This window comes from Bradyrhizobium sp. 155 (assembly GCF_023101105.1).
GTDB classification, from domain to species: Bacteria; Pseudomonadota; Alphaproteobacteria; order Rhizobiales; family Xanthobacteraceae; genus Bradyrhizobium; species Bradyrhizobium canariense_D.
In genome coordinates, this window is sequence record NZ_CP064704.1 from 88,561 (window position 1) to 106,772 (window position 18,212).

16 protein-coding genes and 1 pseudogene are annotated in these 18,212 nt (G+C 64.0%); 6 read left to right on the top strand and 11 right to left on the bottom strand.

Annotated features, from left to right (window positions below; all coding sequences use genetic code 11):
* Positions 1-25: 25 nt before the first annotated feature.
* The 6 genes from IVA93_RS00440 to IVA93_RS00465 all read right to left on the bottom strand — a co-directional run bounded on the left by IVA93_RS00440 (position 26) and on the right by IVA93_RS00465 (position 6,713).
* Entirely contained in the window at positions 26-1,267 is a 1,242-nt protein-coding gene (locus IVA93_RS00440; RefSeq protein WP_247364509.1) for a flavin monoamine oxidase family protein, read from the bottom strand.
* Between the two features lie 125 nt (positions 1,268-1,392).
* Positions 1,393-3,219: a translational GTPase TypA gene (typA, locus tag IVA93_RS00445; RefSeq protein ID WP_018459751.1), complete on the bottom strand. Its 1,827-nt coding sequence runs from the start codon at positions 3,217-3,219 to the stop codon at positions 1,393-1,395.
* 256 nt (positions 3,220-3,475) lie between these two features.
* Positions 3,476-3,745, bottom strand: a complete 270-nt coding sequence (locus IVA93_RS00450; protein ID WP_018459752.1) for a hypothetical protein — start codon at positions 3,743-3,745, stop codon at positions 3,476-3,478.
* On the bottom strand, positions 3,742-5,172 hold the full coding sequence (locus IVA93_RS00455; RefSeq protein ID WP_018459753.1) for a radical SAM protein: 1,431 nt from the start codon (positions 5,170-5,172) through the stop codon (positions 3,742-3,744). Before IVA93_RS00455 ends, IVA93_RS00450 begins: the two co-directional genes overlap by 4 nt.
* Complete coding sequence (locus IVA93_RS00460) at positions 5,153-5,869, bottom strand: prolipoprotein diacylglyceryl transferase (RefSeq protein ID WP_018459754.1); 717 nt, start codon at positions 5,867-5,869, stop codon at positions 5,153-5,155. The genes IVA93_RS00455 and IVA93_RS00460 overlap by 20 nt, the downstream gene beginning before the upstream one ends.
* Positions 5,870-5,948: 79 nt before the next feature.
* Positions 5,949-6,713, bottom strand: a complete 765-nt coding sequence (locus IVA93_RS00465) for a Crp/Fnr family transcriptional regulator (RefSeq protein WP_018459755.1) — start codon at positions 6,711-6,713, stop codon at positions 5,949-5,951.
* 156 nt (positions 6,714-6,869) lie between these two features.
* Here IVA93_RS00465 and IVA93_RS00470 point away from each other — a divergent pair, with 156 nt between their 5' ends.
* On the top strand, positions 6,870-7,271 hold the full coding sequence (locus tag IVA93_RS00470) for a response regulator (protein WP_026233873.1): 402 nt from the start codon (positions 6,870-6,872) through the stop codon (positions 7,269-7,271).
* A gap of 10 nt (positions 7,272-7,281) precedes the next feature.
* Here the strand turns inward: IVA93_RS00470 and IVA93_RS00475 are convergent, their stop codons facing one another.
* Entirely contained in the window at positions 7,282-8,823 is a 1,542-nt protein-coding gene (locus IVA93_RS00475) for an alkaline phosphatase D family protein (protein ID WP_018459757.1), read from the bottom strand.
* Between the two features lie 103 nt (positions 8,824-8,926).
* Positions 8,927-10,372 carry a TAXI family TRAP transporter solute-binding subunit gene (locus IVA93_RS00480; protein ID WP_018459758.1) on the bottom strand — a complete coding sequence of 482 codons (1,446 nt, stop codon included), beginning with the start codon at positions 10,370-10,372 and terminating at the stop codon, positions 8,927-8,929.
* A gap of 154 nt (positions 10,373-10,526) precedes the next feature.
* Between IVA93_RS00480 and IVA93_RS00485 the strand changes: the two genes are divergently transcribed.
* Together IVA93_RS00485 and IVA93_RS00490 are read left to right on the top strand one after the other, a co-directional pair.
* Entirely contained in the window at positions 10,527-10,829 is a 303-nt protein-coding gene (locus tag IVA93_RS00485; RefSeq protein ID WP_018459759.1) for a 4a-hydroxytetrahydrobiopterin dehydratase, read from the top strand.
* Positions 10,830-10,920: 91 nt separating this feature from the next.
* Positions 10,921-11,310, top strand: a complete 390-nt coding sequence (locus IVA93_RS00490; RefSeq protein ID WP_018459760.1) for a YkvA family protein — start codon at positions 10,921-10,923, stop codon at positions 11,308-11,310.
* 144 nt (positions 11,311-11,454) lie between these two features.
* On the opposite strand, the pseudogene IVA93_RS00495 reads toward IVA93_RS00490, so the two are convergent.
* The 3 genes and pseudogenes from IVA93_RS00495 to IVA93_RS00505 all read right to left on the bottom strand — a co-directional run bounded on the left by IVA93_RS00495 (position 11,455) and on the right by IVA93_RS00505 (position 14,865).
* Positions 11,455-12,622: pseudogene (locus IVA93_RS00495) on the bottom strand (TAXI family TRAP transporter solute-binding subunit).
* Between the two features lie 18 nt (positions 12,623-12,640).
* Positions 12,641-13,483: a hypothetical protein gene (locus IVA93_RS00500; RefSeq protein ID WP_247368305.1), complete on the bottom strand. Its 843-nt coding sequence runs from the start codon at positions 13,481-13,483 to the stop codon at positions 12,641-12,643.
* Positions 13,484-13,890: 407 nt separating this feature from the next.
* A complete protein-coding gene (locus IVA93_RS00505) occupies positions 13,891-14,865 on the bottom strand; it encodes an NADPH:quinone oxidoreductase family protein (protein ID WP_018459762.1) in 975 nt (324 codons plus the stop codon).
* A 214-nt stretch (positions 14,866-15,079) separates the two neighbouring features.
* Between IVA93_RS00505 and IVA93_RS00510 the strand changes: the two genes are divergently transcribed.
* The 3 genes from IVA93_RS00510 to rlmN all read left to right on the top strand — a co-directional run bounded on the left by IVA93_RS00510 (position 15,080) and on the right by rlmN (position 18,071).
* A complete protein-coding gene (locus IVA93_RS00510) occupies positions 15,080-15,919 on the top strand; it encodes an SDR family oxidoreductase (protein ID WP_018459763.1) in 840 nt (279 codons plus the stop codon).
* A gap of 117 nt (positions 15,920-16,036) precedes the next feature.
* The gene (locus IVA93_RS00515; RefSeq protein ID WP_018459765.1) at positions 16,037-16,699 is read left to right on the top strand and encodes an invasion associated locus B family protein; all 663 of its coding nucleotides are present in this window, start codon (positions 16,037-16,039) and stop codon (positions 16,697-16,699) included.
* Positions 16,700-16,868: 169 nt separating this feature from the next.
* Entirely contained in the window at positions 16,869-18,071 is a 1,203-nt protein-coding gene (gene rlmN / locus IVA93_RS00520) for a dual-specificity RNA methyltransferase RlmN (protein ID WP_018459766.1), read from the top strand.
* Positions 18,072-18,212 lie beyond the last annotated feature (141 nt).

The window sequence follows — 18,212 nt, forward strand, 5'->3', positions numbered from 1 at the left end:
TGGTATGTTCCGTCAAGCCAAGTCGCTAGGACGTCGCCGTCCCCAGCACTTCCCTCGCCGCCCGCTCCCCTGAGTCCCGCGCCCCATGCGCCGTCGAGAAAAAGTTCGGCGACGTCGCTTCTCCCGCAAAGAACAGCCGCCCATCGGTCGGTGCCGCCAGCACGGCGCGGTCACCGGCGTGGCCGGGCAGGGCGTGCGAGTAGGAGCCTCTCGCGAAGGGGTCGTGGGCCCAGCGCGACTCGTAGAGCGGCTTCAGCTTTCGCCTGATGTCGTTGCCGAGGAAGCCTGCGATCTCCTCGATGCTTTGGGCGGCAATGGCGCCGTCGCCCGCGTCTTCCAGTTCGCGTGCAAAGCTGCCGCCGAAAAAGCCTTCGATGCAGGGCTGGCCGAACGGGCGGATATGATAGGTGCCCATGTCAGTGCGCATCGTGGCGCCGCGCAAATTACCTTCCTTCGGGAAGGCTTCGGCATCGTCGAGCGCCAGCGTCACCTTGTCATCGACACCGAGCGGCAGGCCGGCCGCGGCGTCGACCTTGGCGGGGAGAGGTGGCGAGAAGCGGATCGCCTCATTGGCGATCAGATTGGTCGGCACGGTGACGATCACCTTGTCCGCGGTCAGCGTGCCCTGCGATGTCTCGATGCGGATGCGCTGGTCGGAATGATCGATCAGCGTGACGTTGCAGTTCAGCGCCACCGGGCATGGCGCGCCATAGGCCGCGATCAGCGCGCCGTAGCCGCGGCGGACGCGCCAGTTGAGGTCGCTGTCCTCATACGCGTCCCAGTCCAGCGTCGACATGTCCTTCAGTTCGCAGCCGTTGATGTAGGTCGAGATCGCGTCGATCATGGGATTCCAGCGATTGCCGGGCTCCAGGCTGAAGCTCGCGGGGACATCCTGGCCCTTCTGGGCGGTCTCCCACAGCCGCTGATAGAAGGCGTCCATGGCGTGCATGAAATCATCGCGCTCGGCTTTCGGAAACGCGTCGCCATAGGCGCGCTCGCGCCAGGGCGGGAGGTCCTTGTTGACCTCGAAATCGAGCTGCTTTGCAATCGCGACGAAGGAGTTGTTGTCCGCCGAATGCAGCCAACCGCAGCCGACGTCGAAGGTGACTTCGGGCGAGGCCTGCACCGTCCAGGCCCGGCCACCGAGCCGGTTACGCGCCTCGAGCACGATCACGGAGAGGCCGGAGCCTGCCAGCGCATGCGCCGCGCCGAGACCGGCGGCGCCCGCACCGATGATCGCGACGTCGACGGAGGAGGGGAGGGACATAGCGGTCAATTTCATCGTCATGCCCGGGCTTGTCCCGGGCATCCACGTCATTGACACCAGTATCGAAGACGTGGATGGCCGGGACAAGCCCGGCCATGACGCATTCGTCGTGTGTCCGAGTGGCCTTAAGCCACCGCTTCCTTGGATTTTTCCGCGCGCTTGCGCTCGTTCGGGTCGAGGTGCCGCTTGCGCAGGCGGATCGACTTCGGCGTGATCTCCACCAGCTCGTCGTCCTCGATATAGGCCAGCGCCTTTTCCAGCGTCATGCGGATCGGCGGGGTCAGGCGCACCGCTTCGTCCTTCGACGTGGTTCGGATGTTGGTGAGCTGCTTGCCCTTGAGCACGTTGATCTCGAGGTCGTTGTCGCGGGTATGCTCGCCGACGATCATGCCCTTGTAGACCTTCCAGCCCGGCTCGATCATCATCGGGCCGCGATCTTCCAGCTTGAACATGGCGTAAGCCACCGCTTCGCCCTGGTCGTTGGAGATCAGCACGCCGTTGCGGCGGCCCTGGATCTCGCCCTTGTACGGCGCGTAGCCGTGGAACAGACGGTTCATGATCGCGGTGCCGCGGGTATCGGTGAGCAGCTCGCCCTGGTAGCCGATCAGGCCGCGGGTCGGCGCGTAGAACACCAGCCGCAGACGGTTGCCGCCGGACGGCTTCATCTCGATCAGCTCGGACTTGCGCTCGCTCATCTTCTGCACGACGACACCGGAATGCTCCTCGTCGACGTCGATGACGACTTCCTCGATCGGCTCGAGGGTGGCGCCGGTGGCCTCGTCCTTCTGAAATACGACACGCGGACGCGACACCGAAAGCTCGAAGCCCTCGCGGCGCATGGTCTCGATCAGGATCGCGAGCTGCAATTCGCCACGGCCTGAAACTTCCATCGCGTCCTTGTCGGAGGCTTCGACGACCCGCAGCGCAACGTTGCCCTCGGACTCGCGCAGCAGGCGGTCGCGGATCATGCGGCTGGTGACCTTGTCGCCTTCGGTGCCGGCGAGCGGCGAGTTGTTGACGATGAAGGACATCGACACGGTCGGGGGGTCGATCGGCTGCGCCACCAGCGGGGTGTCGACCGACGGATCGCAGAAGGTGTCGGCGACGGTGCCCTTGGTCAGGCCGGCGATGGCGACGATGTCGCCTGCCTCGGCTTCGTCGAGAGGAGTGCGCTCGATGCCGCGGAAGGCGAGGATCTTGGTGATGCGGCCCTGCTCGATCGTCTTGCCGTCGGCGCCCAGCACCTTCACGGCCTGGTTCGGCTTGATCGAGCCTGAGGAAATACGGCCGGTGATGATGCGGCCGAGATAGGGGTTGGCTTCCAGAATGGTGCCGATCATGCGGAACGGGCCTTCCTCGACGGTCGGCGGCGCGACATGGCGCACGATCAGGTCGAACAGCGGCTGCATGCCGGCTTCCTGCGACCCGTCCGGGCTCTCGGCCATCCAGCCTTGCTTGGCCGACCCGTAGAGGATCGGGAAGTCGAGCTGCTCCTCGCTGGCGTCGAGCGCCGCGAACAGGTCGAACACCTCGTTGATGACTTCGGTTGCCCGCGCGTCGGGACGGTCAACCTTGTTGATCACGACGATCGGCTTCAAACCGACCTTGAGCGCCTTGGAGACCACGAATTTGGTCTGCGGCAGCGGCCCCTCGGCGGCGTCGACCAGCACCAGCGCGCCGTCCACCATGTTGAGGATGCGCTCGACCTCGCCGCCGAAATCGGCGTGGCCTGGGGTATCGACGATGTTGATGCGGGTGTCCTTCCACTGCACCGAGGCCGCCTTGGCCAGAATGGTGATGCCGCGCTCGCGCTCCAGATCGTTGGAGTCCATGGCGCGCTCAGTCACCTTCTGGTTCTCGCGATAGGTGCCGGATTGCTGGAGGAGGCGGTCGACCAGGGTCGTCTTGCCGTGGTCGACGTGGGCGATGATGGCGATGTTGCGAAGATTCATGAGTGGGCTTCTTTGCGGTCGGACAATGGGTTAAGCGCGATCTCGCCGGTCAGACCGGGACCTCTTCTCGAAACAACGCTTGAAGACTGGAAACGGGGCGCTTTCCGCCCAAAAGGGAAAGCCCGGCATATCGACCGGGCACCCTACGCGTTGCGGCGCAATATAGGCAAAAACCGCCAAAAAACAATGTGTTCTTTGGCCGTTGGTTGATTGAATTTTGTCCGGGAATTCCCGGGGGTTAGGCGAAAAGCCGGGCTCAGCCGCGCCGGCCCTTGATCGCGGCCCAGATCAGGGCGACCCCGCCCAGCCCCACGACCAGGCCTACGAACACCAGCGGTGCCACGTCGGAACCCATCCGGCCGCCCTCGATCACCGACATTCCGCCGAACAGCAATGCGCAGGCACCGGGTAGCAGCATGAGGATCCCGAAGATCGCCATGATCGCGGTCAGGCAGCCGCCGCGCTTGTTCGGCGGGGCAGGAGGCGGTCCCGGAGGGGCTGGCGGCGGCGTGTCGCTGATGCTCATGCCTGCAGGACTCCTGCGGTTGACTGCGCCGCCAGTTCGGCGCGGATGCCGTCGATCTTTCCGTTTCGGTAGAACAGATTGTAGGTGTCGAACGGGATGATCGCGCCGTTCTCGGTGACGAAATGGATGCAGCTGCGCTTGACGTTGCCGACGCAGAAATTGAAGCGATCGAGAAACTGCACGATGGTGACGCGGAATACGTTCTCGTACGTGATTCCCTGCGGCACCTCGAAGCTCGGCAGGCAGCACAGCAATTCGCAGACGCGCTCGCTCGTGTTCAGCGGTCCCGAGGACAGCGAGAACAGATCGATGAATTTCTCCCTCAGCGCCGGATGCTTCTCCGGGCTTATCGTATTGGGCAACAATGCGACGAGTTGCTCCTGCGGGATCAGCGAGGTCAGCGGCAGCACTTTCTTGCCGTTGCGCAGGCCGTAACCGATCGAGATGCTTTCGGGATTGCAGGGCAGCGGGATCATGTCCTTGTCGCCGAACACGCCGGTTTCGACCACGCGCTTGCGGATCTCCGACAGCATGATGCGATCGGTGTTCTTGTCGAAATTTTCGTTGCGGCCGGCGTCCTGCACCGGCTGCAGCGTGACGCCGCGAACGCACTTCCAGGTCAGCGCGTGGCGGACGATGTCGCCGATCTCGGCATCGTTGACACCGCGCTTGATGGTCGCCACCAGCGTGGTCGATACGCCGTAATGCTCGAGATTCTCCAGCGCCTGCTGACGGATCTTGCGCAAATCCGCGCCGCGCAGATTGATCAAAGCGTCGCGTTCGAGCGAGTCGAACTGGAGATAGACCTCGAGCCCGCGCTTGTTCTCGGCGAGCCGCGCCACGAAATCCTTTTCGCGGGCGATACGCAGGCCGTTGGTGTTGATCATGACATGGCGGATCGGGCGGGCGCGCACCGCATCGAGGATCGCGAAGAAGTCGGGATGCAGCGTCGGCTCGCCGCCGGAGATCTGCACCAAATCAGGCTCGCCCTCGCTCGCGACCAGCGCGTCCAGCATTCGCTCGACCTTGGCCAGCGGCGTGAAGCTGGTCCGCGCCGGCGAGGAATCGGCAAAGCACACCGGGCAGGTCAGATTGCAATGCTCGGTGATCTCGATCAGCGCGAGGCAGGAATGCTGCTCGTGGTCGGGGCACAGGCCGCAATCATAGGGGCAGCCGAATTCGGTATGCCGTTGAAAGGCCAGCGGCCGGTCGCCCGGCTTGATGAAATCCTTGCACAGGCGCCAATACGCGGCGTCCGTCGACACGAGCGTGGACTGGACGCCATGCTCCTTGCAGCGCTTCTCGTACCAAACCTCGTTGTCGAGGATCTGGATCTTGGCCGGCACCAGCTTCAGGCAGGTCTCGCAGAGAGATTGGGTCTGGCCCCAGAAGATATAGGGACGCGACTTACGCAACGGCGCGTTCATGCATGGGTCTCGCATTGGGCGCCCTCGCCAGCATGACGACGGCGTAGAGCAGGATGGACAGCGACAGCAGGTGAAACAGCGTGAAGGGGCCGATCAGCGTGCCGTAGGGCTTGAGGAATTCCCACAGGAAGCGCTGTGCTCCATAGTAGACGAGGACGAGGTAGAAACCATTGGTGATCACAAACGCGCTCCGGTTCAAGACCGCCACCACGTAGAGCAGCGCGAACACCCCCATCGCGGCGCTTTCGTAGAGCTGCACGGGATGGCGCGGGATGCCGTCGCCGAAATCATGGCCCCAGGGCCATGCCGTCGGCGTGCCGTAGGTGAAATCGTCGAGGCCCGCGAAAAAGCAGCCGAGCCGGCCGATCGCGATGCCGAGCGCCAGCGGCAGCGCAAAACGGGCGCCGGTTCGGACCGTGATCCCTGCGGACCATTTGTAGAGCTCGATCGCCAAGATGCCGCCGACCAGCGCTCCTTCCACGGAGCGCGCGATGCCGCTCTGGCCCGACAGCCACAGATTGGCGGAGCCGAACAGATAGGCGCCGAGCCCCGCGCCGAACACCAAAGCGGCGAGGTAGGACCGCTCAAAGGATTGCGCCGGAAACCGCAAGCCCTGTCGCGACAGCCCGTAGAGCGCCACGGCCGCAGCCAGCCACGCCGCGATGTCGAAGAGAGTGTGAAGGAAAGCCCCGCTCATGCGGGGACATTAGCCCAGGTTCCCCCGCGGCGGGATAGTGCGGCCGCTTCTTATCCCCGAAGAGGAGCGAGTCAGGCGGCTAGCCGGCCTGCCTCTCCTCGGTCGGATAGACGCCGCGCAGCACCTCCTCGAAGTGCATCTTCACGGCCTCGTTGCACAGGCAGGAGCGCAGGCGCAGGCCCTCGCGGTTGCGGACCAGGATCGATCCGCGTCGCGTGTCGAGCACGCCCTCCGCCTTGAACGACTGGAGCACGCGGCTGGCATAGCTGCGGCCGACGCCGAGCAGTGTCGCGAGTTGCTCGTGCGTCAGAGGCACGCTGCTCTCGTCGCCGGTCCGCTCCATAGCGGCCAGCATCCATTTGGCGGTGCGCTGCTCGATCGAGTGAATGGCGTTGCAGGCGGTGGACTGGAAGATCTGAGCCAGCATGCAGTCGGCGTAACGAGCGAAGACATGGCGCAACGAGGGCGAGCGCTGCTTGGCGGCCTCCAGCTTGCTGACGTGAATTCGCGCAAACGGCCCGCCGAATTTCACGCAGATCCGGGTATAGGCCGGCAGATAACCCTCGCTGACGATGCCGCCCACCGCGCCTTCGCGGCCGACCAGGATGGTCTCGACATCGCGGCCGTCCTCATTGGGAACGAGGAAGGTTGCAAGCGACGGTCCGCAGGGGAAGTGGACGACCTGGACGTCGTCGCCGGGGTTGTAGAGCAGCTCATTCGCTGCGGCGCTTTCGAGCATGACATGCGGCGCAAGCAGGGCGAAGTCGGCCGGGCTCAAGCGCCGCAGCAGATTGTTGGTCGGCCGGCTATCGATCTCGGTGGCGTTGCTGGTCCGCGCGTCCATCTTAAACTCCCATCCGCCTCCACATTTAGCGAGTTCCGACGAGGTCCTGTGTGCACAAGTAGACAGACCTAACAACTGTGATGTGGTGGTTTCGTTCCGGGAACCTCCGCGCCGGGTACAGGCGTCGTGACGCGGTATCCCAGTCAGAGAAACCTCATGCTCCAAGTTACGATGATGGCACCCGCTGTTTCCGATGGTTCAAACTGTCCCGCCGATGTGCTCATTGTCGAGGACGATCCGATCATCGCGATCGACTTCGAAGATCGCCTGCTCGGATTTGGCGTGAAGAGCGTCCGCACGGTAGGTTCAGTGGCGCAGGCGCTGACCGCAATCGCGGCGCACGCCCCCGAATTCGCCTTGCTCGACGTCGGTTTGAGTCGCGAGAACAGCTTTGCGGTCGCCGAACGGCTCGCGGCGCTGAAAATTCCCTTTGTGTTCGTCACCGGCTACGGCGCTGACGCGCGCATCCCGCCCGAATTCGCCGGCCAGCCGCGATTGCAGAAGCCGTGTTCGAGCGACGCGCTGGAGGCGGCGCTCCAGGTCCGCGCGGCGAACTAGCGATACGGCGTCAGGCCGGCTTCGGATCGAGCGTGGTTGACCACAGCGCGACGTCGGCGCGGTCGCGCAAGGTCACCGTCATCTGGCCGGAAGCGCCGTCGATCTTGACGTGACCGAAGAACTGCATGCCGGCGGATGGCGGCAGGTTCTGGTTGTCTTTCCCGGGCGCCTTGACGAAACGCACCTCCGGCCCAAACGTATTGTCGAGCGCGTTCGGACCGAATGTGCCCGCGTGAAGCGGGCCCGACACGAACTCCCAGAACGGCTCGAAATCCTGGAATTGCGCCTTGTTCGGATCGTAATAATGCGCGGCCGCGTAATGCACGTCCGCCGTGAGCCACACGGTGTTGCTGACCGGCGCCATCTTGATGAAACGCAGGATGTCGGCGATCTCGAACTCGCGGCCGCGCACCGGGCCGTCGCCCTGCGCAATGGCTTCCGATCCCCCCTTCGGCGTGTCTGACACGACGAGGCTGAGCGGCATGTCGGAGGCGATCACTTTCCAGGTCGCGCGAGAATTCAACAGGCCGCGCTTGAGCCAGGCGATCTGGTCCGGGCCGAGGAAATAGCTGGCCGGGTCGTAAACGGTTTCGAGGTTGGGGCCGTTCGGGCCGCGATAGCTGCGCTCGTCGAGCACGAACACGTCGAGATGGGGACCATAGGAGATCTGGCGATAGACGCGGCCGGGCTCGACGATGCTCTCGCGCATCGGATACATCTCGTGGAAGGCACGGCTTGCGCGGGCCGCAAGCAGTGCGATGTCGCGCTCCTTGTAGGTCGCCGGCAGCTCCTTCGACAGCGACCAGTTGTTGGTCACCTCATGGTCGTCCCACTGCACGAAGATCGGCACTTCGGCATTGAAGGCGCGAAGATTGTCGTCGGTGAAATTGTATTTGTGCGCGGCGCGGTACTCGTCCAGCGTCTCGGCGACCTTGGCCTTCTCGGGAATCGTGACGTTCTTCCAGATCTTGCCGTCCGCGAGCTTCACCTCGGACTGGATAGGGCCGTCGGCATAGATGGTGTCACCGGAGTGCAGGAAGAAATCCGGACGGTGCTTGCGCATCGCCGAGAAGGTGAACATGCCGCCGTCATCAGGGTTGATGCCCCAGCCTTGTCCTGCGACGTCGCCGCCCCAGACGAAGCTGACGTCGCGACGGTCGGCGGGTGCGGTGCGGAAGCGGCCGGTCACCGGCTCGCCCTCCACCGCGGTGTGCGAAAGATCGCGGAAGCGGACGCGATAAAAAATGTCCTGTCCGCCCGGCAGGTTTTCGATCAGCATCTTCGCGGTGAAGTCGCTGTCGGGCAGCGCCGCGATCGGCGGCAGCGCGCGGGCATCCCTGAACGACTCCGTCGTCGCCACCTCGACCAGCATCTGTGCGGGCCGGTCGGTGCGCGCCCAGACCACGCCGCTGTCGACGGTGACGTCGCCCGACTGCACGCCATGGGTCACCGCCGGCCGGTCGGCCGCGCGGGAGAGATGGGGCATTGCGACCGCGCCGAGCGCGCCGGCGCTGGTCGTCAGGAAACGGCGGCGGGAGAATTTGATGTTCATGAAGACGGTCTCGATATCGCGTGAGGCGATCGCCCAGGGCGGTCGCCATGGTGAAGCAGACGCTATATTGAGACAATGTGACGCGGCGATAACGCGCGAGCGCTTACGCGTTGCCAGCGGCCCGGAATTGGGCACCGGCGCGCTGCAGGTTCTGCGGCAGGCTGAACAGCACCGCCTTGCGGTCGGCAACCGCCGCATGGAACTGGTCGAGCGCGATGTTGAAGGCGGTGAGCGCACCTTCCTCGATCGCGCCGTGGTCGTAGCAGCGCAGCGTATCGCGCAGGATCTCGTCGGCCTCGGTCTGCATCTGATCGAGATCTTCGGTCGTTTCGCTCTTTCGAGCGGCGGTGATCATGTCGAGCAGCCGCTCGCGCAGATGGCTGTTGTTGTCGCGCTCGTCCTTCTTCAGATAGCCCGCAAACCAGGCGCCGATCGAGCCCATGGCCGAGAGCGCCATCAGGGTCCACCAGATGTAATCGCTGTATCTGTCGAGGAAGGTCTTTTCTTCGCCGTCGACGAAAGCGGCGGCGCCGGGATGCACGGGAATCACCGCATCCTTGTCGGTGTCGGGCGTTTCGATCTTCGCCGCCAGCGGGAATTCCGTCACCAATTGCTGGCGTACGGAGAAAAGCTGGCGCGTGAACGCCGCGATGGTGGTTTCGGACACTGCTTTGCGCGCCACGATGTGGTGCGAGAAGCTGATGGTCTTGACCTCGTCATCGGGACGATCGGGCGAGCCGCCGTAAGTGCCCGCGGGAATCTCGGCCGCTTCATAGACCGGATGGTTCTGGGCGATCGCATCCGCGGAATCGATCGCGAGAAAGGTCGGCGTGCCGAAATCCTTGGTGGAAGCGGCGATCGCCTCCGCCGTGATCTTGCTGTTGACGGGACCGGCCGCGAGATAGGCATCAGCCCTCTGCGCCTTGATCGCTTCGACGGCTTCGGTTGCCGGGTATTGCACGATCTCGACCTTGGCGGGATCGACACCGTATTGCTGCAGGATCACCTTGAGCAAATTGACGTTGGCCTGGGTGCGGCCGACCACGCCGACCCGATGTCCGGCGAGCTGCGCGATCTTGGTGATCTTCGCGCCCTTCTTCTTGCCCTTGCCGGACACGGACCATAGCGCCACGACGTTCTTGCGCAGGGTTGCAACCGCTTGCGCGTTCTTCGGTACGTCGACGTCGCCGCGCACAATGGCAAGATCGGCCTTGCCTTCCGCGAGCAGATTGGCGCTGGCGGTGGCGCCGTCGGTCTGGATCGGGCGCAACCGCACAGAACTCTTATGCTGCGCGAAGGCCTGGGTCAGTGCCTGCACGACCTTGACGTCATCGCTGTTGGCGGGGCCGACCGCGATCTTCAGCGTCACCGGCCGCATGGCAAAGTAATAGCCGCCGGCGAGCGCGCCAACGATCGCGAGCACCAGCGCGAGAGTCACGAGCGCCGTCTTCCGCGCCGATGATCGCGGCGAGGGCGGGGTGGGCGCTTCGGCCAGGTCCAATCCCCCGGTCATCGATCTCCCGAACATTCGCTTGAGGCTCAGTTTCATCTTGGCCGGCGGTTTACGCCTGCAAGTGTAGCAAATTTCTTGTCCGGCAGGGTTACATCTCCGTCATGGTTAGCGGATGGGGTCCAATCCCGTATGAACCCGGGGCGTCAGTGCGGTGTTAGGGTAAAGTTCCCCTGAAAGGACGGAGGCGAGGATGACAGAACGGCTCTCGGCGGAGGCACGCAGGCAGGCGCTGGGCGAACTACCTGGCTGGACCGAGGCTCAAGGACGCGAGGCGATCGGGAAAACCTTTGTCTTCAAGGATTTCAACGAGGCGTTCGGCTTCATGACCCGCGCGGCACTGGTCGCCGAGAAGATGGACCACCACCCCGAATGGCGCAATGTCTACAAAACGGTGGAGGTGGTGCTGTCGACCCATGACGCCGGCGGCGTCACCGCGCTCGACATCGAGCTCGCCAAGGCGATGAACGCCATCGCCAAGCTGACACCAGGCTGACGTCTTGCAGGGGAAGGCCGCGTCCCCATCTTGTGATCAGCACGGGATGCGGCGATCTGCCACCCAGGCTGGAACGGGGAGTTTGTCGAACATGGCTGCCGAACACAGCGTCGGTTTCGAGCCCGCCGACCGGCTCGCGGAAGATCGTGAGAGCGTGCGCCGCCGCTTCTGGCGCAAGCTGAAGCGTGTCGCCGCGCATCTGCCGTTCGCGGAGGATCTGCTCGCGGCCTATTACTGCGCGTTCGACCGCCAGACGCCACGCCATGTCCAGGCCTCGCTGCTCGGGGCGATCGCCTATTTCATCCTGCCGTTTGATTTCGTTCCCGACGTGATGCCGATCCTCGGCTTCACCGATGACGCCGCCGTACTCGCCACCGCGATCCGCATGGTTGCCAGCCACATCACGAACGAGCATCGCGAAGCCGCCCGCGCCGCGCTGAAGCGCGGGGTGGATGAGGTGGAGCCGGAAGCCGCGCAATAGCTGTCGCCGCATACTCCGCTGTCATTCCTCGCGATGGTGCGGAATCCAGCACGCCGCGGCCTTCCGATTGAACCATAACCGTCTCGGAATGCTGGATCGCCGCCTTCGCGGGCGATGACAGCTGTATGTGTGGATGACTGCTCGCTACTTCTTCTCCGCCTGCGCCTGGGCCTGGGCCTTTTCGGCGTCCCACGCCTGGAATTGCTTGAACAGCGTTTCCTTGTCCGCGTCGGACACTTTTGCGGCCGAGGGGCTCTGTCGCAGGAACGCCTCGAAGCGTTGCCGCGTCACCGGTTCGACGCCGTGGCGGTCGAGCCATTGCTGCGCCACCGGCAATCTGTTCCAGCCCGCCAGGGGCGCCGCGAGCGAGACCTCCTTCCACTTTGGATGGAAGGGCGGGTTCTGCAGCGTCGGGAATTTCGTGAAGAACGCGTCCACGTACAGTGCAAGCTTGCGGTAGCGCTCGGTGTTGGGCGCCCAGTTGTAGGCCGCGAGCACGGCCGGCACCGCGATGGTGTCCACGCTCTCGCCCTCCTTGACCAGGTTCGGATAGTCCTTGGCGGTCAGCGTCGCCGGCAGATAGTCGCTCTGGAGGGGCTTTGCATAATCCACGGTCGCAAGGTGGAAGCGGCCGTCATTGCCGAAGGTCGAAACGGACTTGTACGGTTTGCCGCCGACCACGATGACGGCGTCGATCTCGCCGGCCTTCAGTTTCTCCATCGCGATGCGCTGCTCGACATAAACGAATTTCGCCTTGATCCCGAGCCGCTCGAACACGGTGAGCGCGGTGACGAAGGTGCCGCCGTTGGGCAGATCGACGCTTACAGTTTTGCCTTCCAGATCCTTGAGTGTCGCGACCGATTTTGGCGCGATCACCTGCATCTCTTCGTTGTAGAGCTTCGTCACATAGGTGAATTGCTTCTTGATGTCCTTGGCAAAACCTTTGCGCTCGAGATAGTCGAGCGTATCCGCGCGGACGATTCCGAGATCGACGCCTTGCAGGAACAGGATGTCGGCAACGCTCTGCACCGAACCTCGGCCGACGATTGGCAACACACGAATCCTGTTGCCGTCGTCGAGCGACGGAGGCGAGGTCGGCGCCGAATTGCACATAGGTGCCGCCGATCGTGCCGGTGATCAACGTCACGGTGTTGGCGTTCAGCGACTGCTTGGTCGAGGTCGAACCGAACTGGAAGATGGCTTTCAGGCTGTCAGAGACCTTGGCCGGATCATATTCGGTCTGCTCCGCGCGTGCCGCGAAGGCATAGATCATCATGATGGCGGCAAGCGCCATTCTCAAAGCATTACGCATGATATCCCCTAAAGAGTTCTAGTTCTGAAGCTGGGCGAGGCGTTGCCGCGCCTCCGCCGATCCAAGGCCTGCGGCCTTTTGGTACCAGTCGCGCGCGGCGGTCGCGTCGGCAGCAACGCGCCGCGCGTCGCTCGTGCCCAGCACCGCCGGGTCATAGGTTTGCGCGAGCAGAAATGCAGCCGTTGCATCCTGTGCATTGGCGGCCCGTTCGAGCAGCAGGCGCGCCGCGGCAATGTCGCCGACCGCCAACAGACCGTTCGCGCGCGCCATCAGCCCAGCCAGTGTGTCGGCATCGAGCGTCTTAGCGGGCGGTGGGGGCGCAGGCGGCGCCGCGACTGGCCCGGGCGCCTGGGCTTGCAGCGCGGTTTGATAGGCAGTCGCAATCGCTTCGCGGCTCGGAGCTGAGGCTGCGGGGAGATCCTGCGCGTCAGCGCTCGCCAGCCTTGTGTTGCTCAAGCGCGCCGGGTCCTTGTACGCGGTCTGAGGCCTGTCCGGCACGTTGGCCGACGCCATGGCCTGGTCCAGCTCGGCACCCGTCGGGCCGGCAGCGTCGGCGGCGAAGAGATTGCGGAGACTGGGCTGATACAGCGCGGCCGCAACGGCCAGCGTGGATGCGATGAGAACCGCCGCGAGAACACGCGGGACAATTCTGAGCCGGGGACCCAACGCCCGCGCCGTATATTCGCCTGACTCCGGCACACCGAGCGGATCGGACAGGAACAGTGGAATTGGATCTTCCGGTGACAGATCGAGCCGCGCGGCGCGCGCACGGATATAGGACGCGACGGCCGGATGTGATGCAGCTTGATCGGAATCGAACGATCTCGATTCCCTGGACGGGCGGTACGCCGTCGTCTCCATGGTGATGCTCCCCACTACTAACGCAACGCTGGGGCATCCCGGCTTCAGTCTTTTTGTTGTTGTCCAGAAATGCCCCGCAAACTGGAGCCGGTAAATCGCCGTCTGAATCAGCCCAAAAAACGTCGGCGGCTTGCGCGAATCGGGAGATATTTGGGTTTGATTGAGGCGAGGCGGAGGAATGCCCCGCAATTTTGTCGACAATGGTTGACGGGGATTGACCCGGCGGCGGCGCGGACACTGCCTGTCCCGCGCTCGCGGTCATTCCCCGCGAAGGCGGGAAACCAGTACGCCGCGGCTTCTCGATTCAATGACTGACGTCTCGGAGTACTGGTCGCCCGGTCAAGCCGGGCGATGACAGTTGAGCTCGTGGCGAGCGGCCGTACCGACACACGTCGTGCCGCATAGCCTCACGGATGCAGGATCACTTTGCCCATCGCCTGGCGTCCGGCGAGCACCTTGAGCGCATCCGCCGTCTGCGCCAGCGGGAAGACGCGATCGACATGCGAGGAGATCTTTCCTTCCGCTGTCCACTTCACGAGCTTCTCGAGATTGGCGCGGTTCTTTTCCGGGTTGAGCCGGGTCCAGGCGCCCCAGAACACGCCGCGGATATCGCAGCCCTTCAGCAGCGCGAGGTTCAGCGGCATCTTCGGAATGTCGCCGGCGGCGAAGCCGATCACGAGGAAGCGGCCTTCCCAGGCAATCGAGCGCAGGGCCTGCTCGGCATAGGTGCCACCAACCGGATCGAAGATGATGTCGACGCCCTTGCCGCCCGTAAGCTTTCGCAGGCCTTCCTTCAAATCTTCCTTGCCGTAATTGAGCGCGAGTTCTGCGCCGTGCGCCTTCGCGAATTCGAGCTTCTCGTCCGACGAGGCGCAGGCGATCACCTTCAGGCCCATCAGCTTGCCGAGCTCGCACGCGGCAAGTCCGGTGCCGCCGGCGGCGCCGAGCACCGCGAGCGTCTCGCCCGGCTTCGGGCTCGCGCGATCTTCCAGCGCATGCAGCGCGGTGCCGTAGATGATGATGATGCCGGCCGCGCGGTCATAATCGAGATTGTCGGGGATCTTCACGATCGATGCCGCCGGCAGCGCGATCTTTTCGCGCGCGCCGTTGTGGCCGCAGGAGGCGACGACGCGATCGCCGATCTTCAGATCAGTCACGCCGGGACCGATGCTCTCGATCACCCCAGCCACTTCGGCGGCCGGCGAGAACGGGAATGGCGGCTTGATCTGGTACTTGCCTTGAATCATCAGGATGTCGAAGAAGTTCAGCGCCGCAGCCTTGATCGCGATCACGGCTTCGCCGGGACCGGCCACCGGATCCGGCACGTCGGCCAGAACGAGATCGTCGGGCTGGCAATATTGCGAGCAGAGGATGGCTTTCATGGCGGCACCTTCTTGAGAAGTGAAGTACTGGGCGTTTCGAGTGGATTTATAGTTTGCCCGTTTCTGCCGGATTTAGGTGCGGGCGACAATCCGGTTTCTTTGTCAGTTGGAACGCAGGAGCCTATCCTCCCGTCATTGGGAGCGTAGCGAAGCCTATTTCCGCGGTACGGTTTCCCGCTGCGCGCGCAACGACGAAACAAGAAGGATTCAAACCATGTTTGAAACAGGCCTGCTCAAGGACAAGCGCATCCTCGTCACCGGCGGCGGTTCGGGCCTCGGTGCTGCAATGGCGCACCGTTTCCTCGCGCTCGGCGCCGAGCTCGTGATCTGCGGCCGCAAGCTCGATCGGCTCGAGGCGGCGGCGAGCAAGATGCGCGAAGAGAACGGCGGCAAGGTCACCACGATCGCCTGCGATATCCGAGACGGCACCGCCGTCGAGAGCATGATGGACGCGATCTGGCGCGGGGCGCCGCTCGATATTCTCGTCAACAATGCGGCTGCGACTTTCATCGCGCAGAGTGAGCATCTCTCATTCCGCGCCGCGGATGCGATTCTCGCGCCGACCCTGCATGGTGCGATGTATTGCACGCTTGCCGCCGGCAAGCGCTGGATCGACGGCAAGCATGGCGGCGTCGTGCTCTCGATCCTCTCGACCTCGACCATCACCGGTCGCGCCTTCACCGTGCCGTCGGCGATGGCGAAGTCGGCCGTGTTGGCGATGACCAAAAGTCTCGCCGTGGAATGGGGCCCGAAGGGAATCCGCACCGTCGCGATCGCGCCGGGACCGTTCCCGACCGCCGGCGCCTCGGGCCAGCTCCGCCCCGAGGGTCGCGACGAAGGGTGGGCCGCGCGCAACCCGATGGGACGAGCCGGCGAGCACCCCGAGCTTGCCGACCTCGCCAGCTTCCTAGTCTCCGACCGTGCCGGCTACATCAACGGCGAGATGGTGGTGATCGACGGTGGCGCGCATTTGCGCAGCTCCGGCGTCGAGGATTTGTTGCGCTGGACCGATGCGCAATGGGCGGAGCAACGCGCGGCGCGATCCAGGGCCTAGTCGCCGCGACCTTCGCTAACTGCCTTCCCAAATTGGACTTTCCCGGCTATCCCTGCCCCGGGGACAATGCGCGACCGGGCCATCTTCCAGTCACAATATTGAGGGAACCACTCCAGCATGTGGCGGGTGCTGATTTTAGCTTTGATGACGGGCGTGGCGGCCTGTGGAATCATCGATTCCGCGCGGGCGCAGACGGCGCAGCCTGCGCCCAAGACTGCACCGAAAGAGGCCGCGCCGAAACCGGCCGCGCCGGCGGCCAATACGACCGGAAAGACGGCTGCAAAGCCCGAGAGCAAGCCGGCGGCCCCGCACGCGGCGGTTGCCGGCGGCGCGGAGCCAACCCTGATCGGTCAGTTCGGCACCTGGGGCGCCTATTCGGCCGCGCCCAACGGCAAAAAGGTCTGCTTCGCGCTGGCCAAGCCGTCGTCGTCGAAGACCAACCCGCCGAATCGGCCGCGCGATCCTGCCTATGCCTTCGTCTCCACCCGCCCGGCGGAGAAGGTCAATAACGAAGTCTCGGTCATGATCGGCTATGCGCTGAAGCCGGGCTCTGAATCCTCGGTCGAGGTGGGCGGCGCCGCTTTCGCCATGTACTCGCAGGGCGACGGTCTCTGGATCAAGAACGCGGCCGAGGAAGAGCGGATGGTCGAGGCCATGCGCAAATCCGCCGATCTCGTGGTCAAGGGCATGTCGTCCAAGGGGACCGAGACCACCGACACCTTTTCGCTGAAGGGCCTTGCCCAGGCGCTCGACAAGATCGCGCAGGATTGCAGGCGTTAAGCCTGCGGTCGATAAGGTCGCAATCGGCCGTTCCGGTTGCTATATAGGGCGCGTTCCAGATTTTCTCCCGTCATTCCGGGGCGATGCGTAGCATCGAACTCGGAATCTCGAGGTTCCGGGTTTAGTCCTTTGGACCATCCCAGAACGACCACCTAAATCAGGCCATTCCATGCAACCGACGACCGAGCCGCACAACGCAACACTGGTGGAGAAGACTCCGCTCGAGACCTATGTGCCGCCGGCGAGGCCCTCGCTGATCGGCCTGTCGCGCACCGAGCTTGCCGATCGCCTCGGCGAGATCGGCGTTGCACCGGCGCAGCGCAAGATGCGCGTGCAGCAGCTGTGGCACTGGATGTATTTCCGTGGCGCCCAGAATTTCGAAGAGATGACGTCGGTCTCGAAGGGCATTCGTGCCGAGCTCGCGCAACATTTCACCGTCGACCGGCCCGAAGTCGTGGCCGAGCAGATCTCCAACGACGGCACCCGCAAATGGCTGCTGCGGCTGCCGAGCGGCGACAATGTCGAGCGGGCGCATGAAGTCGAGTGCGTCTACATCCCCGAAACCGATCGCGGCACGTTGTGTGTGTCCTCCCAGGTCGGCTGCACGCTGAACTGCTCGTTCTGCCACACCGGCACGCAGCGCCTGGTGCGCAATCTCACCGCCGGGGAGATCGTCGGACAGGTGATGGTGGCGCGCGATCGTCTGAATGATTGGGCCGATCGCGAAGACGGTACGCGCCGCGTCACCAACATCGTGATGATGGGCATGGGCGAGCCGCTCTACAATTTCGACGCGGTGCGCGACGCGCTGCTGATCGTCGGCGACAACGAAGGCATCGGCATCTCCCGCCGCCGCATCACGCTGTCGACCTCGGGTGTGGTCCCGAATATCGTGCGCGCGGGCGAGGAGATTGGAGTGATGCTCGCGATCTCGCTGCATGCGGTGCGCGACGAGCTGCGTAACGAGCTGGTGCCGCTCAACCGCAAATATCCGATCAAGGAATTGCTGCAGGCCTGCCGCGACTATCCCGGCGCCTCGAACGCGCGCCGCATCACCTTCGAATATGTGATGCTCAAGGGCGTCAACGATTCGCTCGACGATGCCAAGCTGCTGGTGAAGATGCTCAAGGGCATTCACGCCAAGATCAATCTGATCCCGTTCAACCCCTGGCCCGGCACCGCCTATGAGTGCTCGGACTGGGACCAGATCGAAAAATTCTCCGAATACGTCTTCAACGCCGGCTATTCCTCGCCGGTGCGCACTCCGCGCGGCCGCGACATCCTCGCCGCCTGCGGCCAGCTCAAGTCGGAGACGGAAAAGCTCTCGGCCCGTGAACGCCAGACGCTGCGGGCCATGGCGATGACGGATTGATATTGATGATGGCGACGCTCTCAACGCCCGTCATGGCCGGGCTTGACCCGGCCATCCACGTCGAGCCACGAGAGAGCAAGTCGTGGATGCCCGGGTCAAGCCCGGGCATGACGATTGTGGATGTGGCGACGCCGTCAGTCA